We start from the raw sequence: 11,838 nt of genomic DNA, 5'->3' as shown, positions 1-11,838 counted from the left end.
TACGTCTCGACGCGGTGTCGGGGCGGTTCCACGGGCGGAACGGGGGGCGCGACCACGGCCGGTCGCGCCCCGCCGGGTCAGCGCAGACCGAAGGCCCGCACGACGGTCTGCTCGACCGACGCCCCGCGCACGTCCCGGGCCTTGACCCGCAACGAGGCGAACCCGCTGTGCGGCGCGTCCAGCAGCACGTGGCCGGCGCGGACCGGAGCCGCCGCCCACGTCACCCCGTCGTCGTAGGACACCTCCGCCGTCACACCCGACAACGGCCACCCCGGCGCGCCCTCCACCCGCTGCACGGCGAACGGCACCCGCAGGGCCCCGCCGGTCGCCCGGTTCGCCAGGTCCACCTCGGGTGTGAACCGCACGACCAGCAACGGCAACCGGGACTCGCCGCGCCGCGACGGGAAGTCCCAGACCGCCCGGACGTCCGTCGAGAACGCGCCCTCGTGCCGCACCCGCGACTCCACGCGGTACCGGGCGGGCTCCGACACGGCCGCGAACTCCACGATCTCCGCGTCGGTCGCGGTCACCGGATGTCCGTCCCGGTGCACGGTGGTGTGCCGGGTGAGGTTCCGGTCGTACACCCGCACCCACTGGCCGCGTGTGTCGGCCAGCAGTGGCACGCGCATCGCCATCGCGTCGCCCGTCCGGTCGGCCTGGAGGTACTCGCCGCGCAGGACCGGGCCGAGCACCGCGCGCAGCACGTCGTGCGTGGTGCGCTCGCCCGCGGCCAACTCCACCCGCGGCGCGAGGGAGCCGCCGAGGTCGTGGGCCGACGCCCACCGGCCGGCCGTGTAGTGGACGGTCTGTTCCACCGCACCGCGGACCGGGCCGCCGTACAGGGTCAGGGCGCTGTCGTCCCACGCCGCTCCGGCGCTGGGGTACACGACCTGCCGCTCCCCCACCGCGTGCACCCGCGTGCGCACCTCGGCCATGTCGGCCACGCGCACCCGGTGGTCCTGCCACCGGGTGCCCCGGAACGCCGCGAAGTGCAGGCGCGGGCTCGCCGCCACCCACTGCGCCGTCGCCGGCACCGGACCGCCGCGCACCAGGTCCGCCACCGACGCGTCGGCGAAGGCCAGCGGCAGGGCCGCGCGCTCGATCTCGACGCCCCGCACCGGACCCGCGTGCACGGCCATCACCGCGCCCGCGCGGGCCAGCGACTCCAGGCGCGGCAACAACTCCGCGTCCGGCACCGACAGCACGACGACCTTGCCGCGCACGTCGACCTGCTCCCCGTCGAGCACCGCGTCCGCCCGCACGTCCGGGTCGGCCGGCCACGGCCCGCCCATCACCGGCCGGGCCTCGACACCCTGCCCGGCGAGGGTGAGCGCGAGCGGCCGTTCGAAGCGCGCTTCCCCGTAGACGTACCGGAAGTGCGGGGCCTCGCCCGGACCGATCTCCAGGTGCATCGGGGCGCCCACCTCGCCGTGCGCGACGGCGGTGGCGCCGGAGGGCAGGTTCGGCAGCGGCCCGACGCCCATGCCGACGCTCCACGTCCCCCGCTGCGCCACCGGCTGGTCGAACTCGACCGTCAGCGGCCGGGTGGCGCGGACGTCCACGACCACCTCCACGTCGCCCTGGACGGCCACCTCGGGCCGTCCGATCAGGAACCGGCCGCGCTGCGCCATGCCGCCGACGACCAGGGCGTAGCGCCCGCGCTCGACGGGGATCGCCTGGTCGGTCGGGGCCAGGCTGTGCTCGCCGGTGTCGAGGTTGGTCAACGCGATCCGGGCCGGCACCGGGCCGTTCTCGTCCACCACCCGGACGGTGAGGTCGTGCACGGGGTGGGGCGTGTGCGCCCAGAGCACGGTCAGCACCCGCACGACGCCGCCCTCGGCCACCAGCCGGCCCGACCGCGCCCCGGGCTGGTCGGCCCGCACCGAGACGGAGGCCGTGGCCGTGCCGTGCGCCGGGACCACGAGGGTGTCCGGGGTGACCGTGCCGAGGTCGGTCCGCAGCCGCAGCACGACCGGCGCGGGGCCGGTGTTGCGGTAGGTGACCGGTCGGGTGGCGGTCGTGCCCGCCGGGACGTCGCCGAAGCCGACGTCGCCGCGGTCGGCGGTCACGGTCGCGGCGGCGGCGCGGGCGAGGTCGAGCCGGCCCGCGCCCTGCGCGGTGACGGGCGTGTCGGCGGTGGGGTTCGCCGACCCCATCAGCGCGGCCTTGAGCTGCCCCGCAGGCCAGTCCGGGTGCCGCTGCGCCAGCAGCGCCGCGCCGCCGGCGACGTGCGGGGCGGCCATGGACGTGCCGGAGGACTGGGTGTGCAGGGCGTCCAGCGGCTGGCCCATCGCCGTGCCCGCCGCCCGCGCCGCGACCACGTCCACGCCGGGCGCGGCGAGGTCCGGCTTGGCCGCGCCGCTGCCCGGGACCGGTCCGCGCGAGGAGAAGTCCGCCACCGCGCCGGCGTCGTCCACCGCGGCCACCGCCAGCGCCTCCGCCGCCACGGCGGGCGTGGTGACGCTGCGGTCCAGCGGCCCCCGGTTGCCCGCCGCGACGACGAACAGGGTGCCGTGCTGCCGGGTCAGCTCGTCCACGGCCTGCGACAACGGGTCGGTGCCGTCGGTCTCGTACCCGCCGACGCTCACGTTCACCACGTCGCTGCCCTGCTCGGCCGCCCACCGCAGGCCGGCGATCAGCTGCGACTCCCGGCCGCGCCCGGACCGGTCGAGCACCTTGCCGACCAGCAGCGACGCCTCGGGGGCCACCCCGCGCAGCCGCCCGCCCGAGGCGGCGCCCGACCCGGCGATCGTGGCGGCGACGTGCGTGCCGTGGCCGTGGTCGTCGGCGGGGCCGCCGCTGTCGGTGAAGTCCCGCGCGGCCACCACGCGGCCCGCCAGGTCCGGGTGCGTCGCGTCGTAGCCGGTGTCCAGGACGGCGACCTTGACGCCCCGCCCGGTCAGGCCGGCCGCCCACGCCCGCGGCGCGCCGGTCGCGGGCACGGTCCGGTCGAGCAGGGCCCGCACCGGGCCGTCCAGCCAGATCCGGCCGGCCGACCGCGCCGACGGCCCGACCAGGTCGCGGAACGCCCGCCCCGAGCGGTCCTTGGGCACCGCCGTCCCGGCGGCCGGACCCGGGCCGGACACCACCAGCGGCACGTCGGCGCGCGCGGCGTCGTCGTAGCCGGACCGCAGCAGCTCGCTGACGTTGAACAGCCGCGGGTCCAGCCGGCCCTCGCCGACCAGCGGCGCGGCGTCGTCGGGGACGACGTGCAGGTCCCCGTGGCGGTCGACGTGGCGGTGGTAGCCGAACGGTTCCGCGCGCGGCGCGGGTTCCACGGCCACCACGTCCCGGCCGGCGACGGCCACCCGGTCGCCGGTGATCAGCGTGACGTGCCGGACGGGCGCGGGCGGCGGCGGTCCGGCGGCGGCCGCGGGCGCCACCACCACGACCAGCCCCAGCAGGACGCCGACGACGACGCCCAGTTGTCCGATGCGCAAGACGTACCCCCAAGGAGACGGTGTTCCCGAGGGCTATCCGCTCGCGGCGCGGATCGGGTTCTCAGCCGGACGGGTGGCCGTACAGCCCCGGACCGTCCACGCGGACCCCGGCCAGGAACGTCGTGGACGCCGCGTAGGAGGCCTCGACCAGTTCCGCCGTGTGGCCGAAGTCCAGCGGTGTCACCGGTTGCACGGGCGGTCCGGGCAGGTAGAGCACCGGGACGTCCGCCGCCGCCAGCTCCACCTCCAGCACGGCCTGGTTGCGCATCCCCAGCGTGGCCCAGAACAGCAGCGTCTCGGCGAGCGTGCCGGGCACCGTCGGCAGGTGGCCGGGGAACGCGCAGTCCAGCACCACCAGGGACTTCGCGCCCATCGCCAGCGCCTGCCGGATGGGGACGTTGGCCAGCACGCCGCCGTCGTAGAGCACGTGGCCCTCGCGGTGGACCGCCGGGTAGATGCCCGGGATCGCGGCGCTGGCCAGCACCGCCGACACCAGGTCGCCCTCGGTGAGGGTCAGCGCCGTGCCGGTCACGCAGTCCACCGCCACCGCGCCGAAGGGCAGGGTCAGCTCGGCGAAGTCCGCGACCCCGCCGAGCCCGAACTCCAGCACCTGCGCCAGACCCGTGTTGGGGAACAGGTGCGTCTTGTGCTGACGAAGCGTCCGTGCCTGGGCGAGCAGGCCGCCGGGGAAGACGCGGGCGCGGGTCATGTGGTGCCAGATCTCGGCCAGCCGGGTGGCGGCGTGGTCCGGGTCCAGGGCGACCAGCGCGCCGTTCACCGAGCCGACGGACGTGCCGACGACCAGGTCGGGCGTGACGCCGTGCTCGGCGAGGGCGCGCAGCATGCCGACCTGGCCCGCGCCGAGACTGCCGCCGCCGCCCAGCACGAACCCGACCGGGCCGGGGAGTTCGATCACGCACCGCATCGTCGCACGAACTCCAGGACGCGCTCGGCGGCGTCCAGCCGGTGGTCGGCCCCGGGCCACAGCTCGACCTCGGCGTGCGGGAGCGCCGCCCGCAGCCGCCGCGCGGCCTCCGCCCCGTCGTGCACGACGCTGCGCCCGCCGAAGACCGCGAACGTCGGGGCGGTGACGCGGCGCAGGTCGGCGCCGAACGGGACCTGCGGCGGCAGGTGCGCCCGGAACTCGCGGACGCCCGCCAGCACCAGCCGCACGTCCGGCCGGTCCACGTCCAACCCGCCCGCCCAGCGCAGGAACCACGCCCACGCCCGGTCGTGCCGCACCAGCATGGCCACGGCCCCGCGCCACACCACGCCGAAGGAGAAGCCGACGGACACGGCGGTCGGGTCCACCAGGCTCGCCGACGCGACCCGCTCGGGCGCGTGGATCGCCGCCGCGCACACGTGCCACCCGCCGGTCGAGGCCCCGACCAGGTGCGCCCGCCCCACCCCGAGCCCGGCGACCACCTCCCCCAGCCACCGGCCCCGGTCGCGGGCGTCCCGGATCGGCGCGGTCTGCACGCTCAACCCGGCCTCCCCCAGCGTGTCCACCGCGTACACGGTCCGGTCGCCCAGGTACCGCTTGAGGCCCTCGCCCCACCCGGCGGCCGTGGCCGACAACCCGGGCAGCAGCACCAGCGGCGCGCCCGTCGACCCGAACCGGTAGACCCGGGTGGTGCCGTACGCGGTCGGCACGTCCATTTCGGCGTCGGGCTCCGGGCACGCCTCCCACGCCCCGCGGTAGGCGGCCAGGTACCGGTCACGAGCCTGCGAACTGCGGAAATCCCCCGTTTTCATGCGGGGAACGCTACGAATCCGCCGCGCCGCCGTCTTGGACGAAAGTAAACTCGCGCCCATGTCGGCCTGGTCGCTCGTCGCACCGCGGCGCGACGTCGCCCGCGCCGACCCGCTGTCGTTCGGCCGGCCGGACGTGCCGGGCGTCCTGTCCTACAGCGCCCACGACACCACCACCGGCCCGCAGAGCTGGACGGTCACCCCGTTGGCCGCGGTGACCGTGACCCTCGACCTGATCACGCCGGACCGCGCGGGCCTCCCGCCGTCACCGATCATCGGCCCGCGCGACCGCCCGCTGACCGCCGTGCAGTCCGGCCGCGCGCTGGGCGTGACCGTCGCGTTGTCGCCGCCGGCCGCCTACGCGCTGCTGGGGCCGCTGCACGAGTTCGCCAACGCCGCCGTCGCCCTGACCGACGCGCTGACCACCCACCTGCCCGAACGCCTGGCCGACCTGCGCACGTGGCCGCACCGCTGGACCACCCTGGACCACCGCCTGGCCCGCCGCCTGCGCACCGGCCCACCCCTGGACCCGCGCCTGGCCCACGCCTGGCGCCGCCTCACCGCCACCCGCGGCACGCTGCGCATCGAGGCGCTGGCGGCGGAACTGGGCTGGACCCGCCAACACCTGGTCCGCCGGTTCCGCCACGACCTGGGCCTGCCCCCGAAGACCACGGCCCGCGTCCTGCGCCTGCACCACGCGGCGAGCCTCCTGCCCACCACCCCGCCGGCGGAGGTCGCGGCCCGCTGCGGCTACGCCGACCAGTCCCACCTCAACCGCGACTTCCGCGCCCTGACCGGCACCACCCCGACCGCCTACGCGCCCTCAGCCGCAATCATGCGGTAAATCGCCGACAAATTGCCCCGATCGCCGCAGTCGTACAGATTGGACAGCCGATCCCGTTCGAGGAGTCCTCACTTTTCTGCGATTGCTTCGAGGCAGAACACCGGCCGCTACACTCGCGCAATGAGCGAAACCCGCGTCGGCATCGGTGCCGAGGATGTCGAGCAGTGGTTCGAGCAGGAGAGTGAGACCGAGCCGGGCGAGCGCCTCCACGACGCCGATCAAACCGATCCCGGCAAGAAGTACGCGATCAGCCAGCTCCGAGTCGTCCGGGAGACCAAGGACTACCAACTCGACTACCTGCGCCACGCCCTGCAACCCGGTAAAGAGCTGATCGACACGGCACCTGCCTACCAGCGACGGCTCCGCTGGTCCAACAAGAAGAAGTCGCTGCTCATCGAGTCGTTCCTGCTCAACATCCCGGTGCCGCCCATTTTCCTGTTCGAACGGGATTACAACGAGTACGAGGTGATCGACGGTCGCCAGCGCCTGGAAGCGATCAGCGCCTTCCTCGGCGACGAGTACGCGCTGAGCGGCCTTGAGTACTGGCCGGAACTCAACCGCCTGCGCTTCAGCAAGTTGCCCAAGGTGCTCCAGAAGGGCCTCCTGCGCCGGAGCCTGCCTGCCGTCGTGCTGTTGGCGGAAACCAAAGAGACAGCGGAAGACGGCCTCGACGTCCGCCGCGTCCTCTTCGACCGGCTCAACACCGGTGGCACGCGGTTGAACCCGCAGGAACTCCGGAACGCCCTCTACCCGGGCACCTTCAACGCCTTGCTGATCAAACTCGCCCGTTCCGCCGCGTTCACCGACACCTGGGGAATCCCGCCGCAGGTAGCCGGTGAAGAGCGGGAACCGACCGAGGAGCTGCTGCGCAACCCGCTCTACTCCTCATTGGCCGACGCTGAACTGGTCCTGCGGTTCTTCGCGCTCCGGAATGCCATCGTCACCGGCAAGCAGGGCTCGCTGCGGTCGATCCTCGACAGCTACATGGAAAAGCACGCGATGCTCGACGACAATGAGTCCCAGGCCATGGAAGAGCAGTTCATCACGTGCCTGAGCCGACTTCGTGCAGTGTTCGGCGACATGACGTTCCGGCTCACGTCCAAGCGCCTCAGCCGACCGCTCTACGACGCGCTCATGATCGCCTTGAGCCGGAATCCCGAGATCGACATCGAGAACCGGGCGGACAGCATCCGCGCCGCACTCAAGTCCGCCTTGGACGATGAGGCGAAGTACGACGTCCTCGTCGGCCGGGGAAACACGATCAACGCGATCCACGAGCGGGTTGAACTCGCCGACGAGATCCTCCATGCGAGGGGATGACTGAGCGCCCCATGTCCTCCGCAACCTTGGCGCTGGACCAGTTCCACGCAGACTTGCAGCGGGCGAACCACCTGCTGAGACTGATCAAGGAGTTCCGTCGCTTCGCCGGGAGCGACGTGCCCGCAGAGATCCGCGAAGGCACCGTCACCTGGTCGGAAGCGGCGGACCTTGCCGATGCCGCCCCACACGTCCGCACGGACTTACCCGTGCTGTCGGGATCGATCCTCCTCTACATATGTGGCCGCTTCGAGCACTTCGTCCGAGAGCTGGTCGTCGCGTTGGCCGACGACATGGCAGCCAAGGCGTCCACGTACCGCGCCCTCCCCGACCGCCTGCGCAACGAACTCCGGGTCAAGACACTCGAGGTCGCGCAGAACCCCAGCCGCTTCGGTTACACCTCCACCGAGGCCGAACAACTGGTGATCGGACTCGCCGAGAACCTGACGGGCACCAATGACGTCGAGGGAGTATCGATCTCCTCTCGCGTGCTGTCGATCACCGAGACCAACATGAACCCCGCCACGCTGGCCGAGGTCCTCAGACGTGTCGACATCACCGACGTCTGGAAGGAACTGGGGAAGCAGTCGCGGCTGAAGGCCCACTTGGCCAAGATCGCCGACACCGAGTGCACGAACGAAGCCAAAGCGCGTCTGGAAGCCCTGATGAAGAGTCGCAACGGCATCGCCCACCCGACTGGCGCGAACGTGTTCCCCGGACCTGACAAGGTGCTCGAAGCGTCTGAGTTCCTCAAGGTGCTTTCGGGTGTCATAGCGGATCTGGTCGAGGTGCCCCGGCCCTCGCTGAACTCGGGCGGGTGATCACCGCGGCGGGCCCTGGGCGATGCGGTCGCGGATCTTCGCCGCGGGTGACTCCCAGTCCGACTCGATCCACCACGTCGCGCCGGCCTCCGCCCACGCGCCGAGGTCGACCGGGCCCACGCCCTCCGCCACCACGTCGTAGCCCTCCCACGGCAGGCCTTCGGCCTCCCGCAGCGACCGGACGACCGCGACGACCTCCGCCAACTCCTCCGGTCCCGCCGGGCTCCGCGCCTCCGCGCCGGGCGCGACGACGTTGGGCAGCAACCCGTCCCACCGCGCCGCCCGCCGCAGCGACACCCGGCGGGGGTACGCGCCCACCACCCACACCGGCACGCGGGGGCGCTGCACGGGCGGCGGTGGCGGGAAGAAGTCGGTCGGGTCGACCGAGTAGCGCTTGCCGGAGAACGAGAACGGCTGCCCGCGCATCAGCCCGTCGTACACCGCGAGGCCTTCCTCCAGCAGCAACGCCCGTTCCGCGCGCCCCTGGTCGGGTTCGAACGCGGTCCACCCGGGGTGCAGCGCGCCCAGCCCCACGGCCAGCCGCACCCGCCCGCCGGACAACCGGTCCAGCGTGCCCACCTTGGACGCCAGGTCCCACGGCTTGACCCGGGGCAGCGGCGTCAACATGGTGCCCAGCACCAGGTTCGACGTCCGCATGGCCGCGGCCGTCAGCGCGACCCACGCGTCCACGCCCCACACCGACTCGGCGAGGAACACCCCGTCCCACCCGGCGGTCTCCGCCCGCGCGGCGCACTCCGCCACGTCGGGGGCGTCGAAGAACGGCAACACGATCCCGCAACGCATGACCACACCTTCTCACGATCCGAACGCCCTTGGCCCGCGCCGAGCCGGGGTGCCAGCATCGGGCCATGTCCCAGGCCGCCGCGTTGAGCTCGCGCCGCCACGTCGACTTCCGGCGGCAGGCGAGCGCGCTGTGTGCCAACCCCGCCTGATCAGTCCACTTCGGACATCGGCACGGGAGGACACCCATGCAGACCCGCCGCCGCGGCGCGACCGCCGCGACCGTCCTGCGCTCGGTGCTGGACCACGGCCCGGTCGCGCGCAGCACGATCGCGCGGCTGACCGGCCTGTCCCCGGCCGCGGTCACCCGCCAGTACGCCGAACTCGCCGACCGCGGGCTGGTGCGCGAGGTCGACGAGCGGCGCGTGCCGCGCGCGACCGTCGGCCGACCGCACGTGCCGGTGGACATCGACGTGGACCGGTACGCGGTGTGCGGTGTGCACATCGCCGTCCCGCACACGACGTTGTCCCTGGTGGACCTGCGCGGCCGGGTGCTGCACCAGGAACGTGAGCCGCACCGGGCGCGCACGCCCGAGGCCGTGTTCGAGCGCGTCCTGGCCCGGTTCCCGGCCTTCCTGGAGCGCGCCGGCGCCGGCCGCACGCCGCTGGGCGTCGGGCTGGCCACGGGCGGCTGGGTGGACCCGGAGCGCGGGGTCGTCGTGCGGCACAGCCAACTGGGGTGGCGGGACGTGCCGGCGCGGGAAGCGTTGCGCCCCTTGGGACTTCCGGTGCACGTGGAGAGCCACGGCCGCGCGCTGGCTCGCGCCGAGCAGCTGTTCGGCGACCAGCGGACCCGGTCCAGCATGGTGCACCTGTTCGTGGGCAACGTGGTGGACGCGGCGATCGCGACCGGCGGCGCGGTGCACCACGGGCCGCGCTCGGCGTCCGGTGACGTCGCGCACCTGCGCTTGGAGGGCAGCACCGCGTCGTGCCCGTGCGGCCGGCGGGGTTGCTTCCAGGCCACGGTGTCCGACCGGGCGGTCGCCGAACGCGCGGCGGACGCGGGCCTGATCCCCGAACCGTCCCTGCCGCTGCTGCTCGACCTCGCCCGCGCGCGCGACGCCGCCGCCGTGGCCCTGCTGCGGGAACGGGCGCGGCACGTCGGCCGGGCCGCCGGGCTGCTGCTCGACGTGATCAACCCCGAGGTGCTCGTGGTCGCCGAGGCCGGTGTCGTGCACGTGCCGGAGTGCCTGGCCGAGGTGCGCGCGCAGGTCGGCGACCGGGCCGCCGCGGTCGTGCCGACCAGTTTCGGCCGGGACGTGCTGAGCGTGGCCGCCGGTTCGGTCGTGCTGGACGCCATTTACGGCAGCCCGCTCGACCTGTGCGCCTGAAGTTAATTTCCGAAATCGCAAAATTGACCGCCGCCCGAGCCCGGGCGAAGCTGTTCCGGTAAGCATTCGAACCCCGCAAGGAGAAAGCGATGACGGCTACCCTCGACAAGATTTCGGTGCGTCCCGTAGCAGGTCACATCGGTGCGGACATCTCGGGAATCGACATTTCCCGACCTTTGGGCGCCGCCGCGCTGGACCTGGTGAAGAACGCGCTCAACGAGTACAAGGTGCTTTTCTTCCGCGACCAGGCGCTGGACCACGCGAGCCAGGTCGCATTCGGCCGCCAGTTCGGCGAACTCACCTACGCGCACCCGCACGACGACGCCCCTCCCGGCGGTTTCCCGGAGATCTTCACCATCGACCCGCGCCGCTACGAGGAGCGCTACGGCGCGGACTTCACGCAGCAGGTCCAGCGCCGCCGGTACAGCTACTTCTCCGGCTGGCACACCGACGTCACGCCCGCGGTGAACCCGCCGGCCGGCTCGATCCTGCGCGCCGAGACGGTGCCCGAGCGCGGCGGCGACACCACGTGGACGAACCTGGTCGCGGCCTACGAAGGCCTGTCCGCCCCGCTCAAGTCCTTCGTGGACGGCCTGCGCGCCGAGCACCGGTACGGCGGCGCGCACGGCCAGGGCGACGGCGCGTACGCCAAGCGCGTCAACGACAACCTGTTGGTGGCGGTGCACCCGGTGGTCCGTGTGCACCCGGAGACCGGCGAGAAGGCGCTGTTCGTCAACCCCGGCTTCACCAGCCACGTCGTGGACCTGTCGCCGCGCGAGTCCAGGGCGGTGCTGGACCTGCTCTACGCCGAGATCACCCGCCCGGAGTACACCGTGCGGTTCCGCTGGGAGCCGGGCAGCGTGGCGTTCTGGGACAACCGCGCCACCGCCCACCTCGCGCCGAACGACCTGGAACACCTCGACGTCGAGCGCCGCCTGCACCGGGTGACGCTGGTCGGCGACGTGCCGGTGGGCCCGGACGGGCGCGAGTCGGAGCTGGTGGCGGGCGCGCCGTTCACCGCCGAGCACACCGTCAAGGTCGACTGATGACCGCCGTGCTGCCGTCGTCGGCGTTCCGGGCGGCGTTCCGGCGCCACCCGGCCGGGGTGGTCGTGATCACCGCCGACGCCGAGCACGGCCCGGCCGGCTTCACCGCCACGTCGTTGACCTCGGTCTGCGCCGAGCCGCCGCTGGTGTCCTTCGGCGTCTCGACGGGGTCCTCCAGCTGGCCGCACGTGCGCGACGCGCGCGGTGTCGTCGTGCACTTCCTGGGCGCGCACCAGGAAGACCTCGCCCGGCGCTTCGCCACGAGCGGCCTCGACCGGTTCGCCGCCCCCACGAGGTGGCGAAGGCTCGCGGGCGGCGAACCGGTCCTCGACGGCGTGGCCGGGTGGTTGCGCGCCGAGGTCGAGTCCCGGCTGCCGGTGGGCGACCACCACCTGGTCCTGGCGCGCGTGGTGGAGACCGCGCTGCGCGACGACGTCCCTCCCCTGCTCTACCACGACGGCCGCTACCACACGATCTAGGAAACCC

Annotated in this window: 10 protein-coding genes; 6 read left to right on the top strand and 4 right to left on the bottom strand. The window is 73.6% G+C overall.

The annotated features are described in order from the left end of the window. Window positions 1-77: 77 nt before the first annotated feature. From ABD126_RS00140 to ABD126_RS00130, 3 genes are all read right to left on the bottom strand, one after another. Window positions 78-3,440: a S8 family serine peptidase gene (locus ABD126_RS00140; protein ID WP_343931452.1), complete on the bottom strand. Its 3,363-nt coding sequence runs from the start codon at window positions 3,438-3,440 to the stop codon at window positions 78-80. 61 nt (window positions 3,441-3,501) lie between these two features. Beyond that, window positions 3,502-4,365, bottom strand: a complete 864-nt coding sequence (locus tag ABD126_RS00135) for a patatin-like phospholipase family protein (RefSeq protein WP_343931451.1) — start codon at window positions 4,363-4,365, stop codon at window positions 3,502-3,504. Continuing rightward, window positions 4,353-5,195, bottom strand: coding sequence for an alpha/beta fold hydrolase (locus tag ABD126_RS00130; protein WP_343931449.1), 843 nt, complete (start codon window positions 5,193-5,195; stop codon window positions 4,353-4,355). Before ABD126_RS00130 ends, ABD126_RS00135 begins: the two co-directional genes overlap by 13 nt. 58 nt (window positions 5,196-5,253) lie before the next feature. On the opposite strand from ABD126_RS00130, the gene ABD126_RS00125 reads away from it, so the two are divergent. The 3 genes from ABD126_RS00125 to ABD126_RS00115 all read left to right on the top strand — a co-directional run bounded on the left by ABD126_RS00125 (window position 5,254) and on the right by ABD126_RS00115 (window position 8,174). Next, window positions 5,254-6,036, top strand: a complete 783-nt coding sequence (locus ABD126_RS00125; protein WP_343931448.1) for a helix-turn-helix transcriptional regulator — start codon at window positions 5,254-5,256, stop codon at window positions 6,034-6,036. 120 nt (window positions 6,037-6,156) lie between these two features. Further along, window positions 6,157-7,356, top strand: coding sequence for a GmrSD restriction endonuclease domain-containing protein (locus ABD126_RS00120; protein ID WP_343931447.1), 1,200 nt, complete (start codon window positions 6,157-6,159; stop codon window positions 7,354-7,356). Between the two features lie 11 nt (window positions 7,357-7,367). Beyond that, window positions 7,368-8,174 carry a HEPN domain-containing protein gene (locus ABD126_RS00115; protein WP_343931446.1) on the top strand — a complete coding sequence of 269 codons (807 nt, stop codon included), beginning with the start codon at window positions 7,368-7,370 and terminating at the stop codon, window positions 8,172-8,174. On the opposite strand, the gene ABD126_RS00110 is transcribed toward ABD126_RS00115, so the two are convergent. After that, window positions 8,175-8,978 carry an LLM class flavin-dependent oxidoreductase gene (locus tag ABD126_RS00110; RefSeq protein ID WP_343931445.1) on the bottom strand — a complete coding sequence of 268 codons (804 nt, stop codon included), beginning with the start codon at window positions 8,976-8,978 and terminating at the stop codon, window positions 8,175-8,177. 185 nt (window positions 8,979-9,163) lie between these two features. Between ABD126_RS00110 and ABD126_RS00105 the strand changes: the two genes are divergently transcribed. The 3 genes from ABD126_RS00105 to ABD126_RS00095 all read left to right on the top strand — a co-directional run bounded on the left by ABD126_RS00105 (window position 9,164) and on the right by ABD126_RS00095 (window position 11,831). Then, window positions 9,164-10,306, top strand: a complete 1,143-nt coding sequence (locus ABD126_RS00105; protein ID WP_343931444.1) for an ROK family transcriptional regulator — start codon at window positions 9,164-9,166, stop codon at window positions 10,304-10,306. An 89-nt stretch (window positions 10,307-10,395) separates the two neighbouring features. Then, window positions 10,396-11,352 carry a TauD/TfdA dioxygenase family protein gene (locus ABD126_RS00100; RefSeq protein ID WP_343931442.1) on the top strand — a complete coding sequence of 319 codons (957 nt, stop codon included), beginning with the start codon at window positions 10,396-10,398 and terminating at the stop codon, window positions 11,350-11,352. After that, on the top strand, window positions 11,352-11,831 hold the full coding sequence (locus ABD126_RS00095) for a flavin reductase family protein (protein WP_343931441.1): 480 nt from the start codon (window positions 11,352-11,354) through the stop codon (window positions 11,829-11,831). The genes ABD126_RS00100 and ABD126_RS00095 overlap by 1 nt, the downstream gene beginning before the upstream one ends. The last annotated feature ends 7 nt before the right edge of the window (window positions 11,832-11,838 follow it).

It is taken from the genome of Saccharothrix mutabilis subsp. mutabilis, from assembly GCF_039521145.1.
GTDB classification, from domain to species: Bacteria; Actinomycetota; Actinomycetes; order Mycobacteriales; family Pseudonocardiaceae; genus Actinosynnema; species Actinosynnema mutabilis.
The sequence above is the reverse complement of the archived record's forward strand: the minus strand, read 5'-3'. Positions and strand labels throughout refer to the sequence as shown.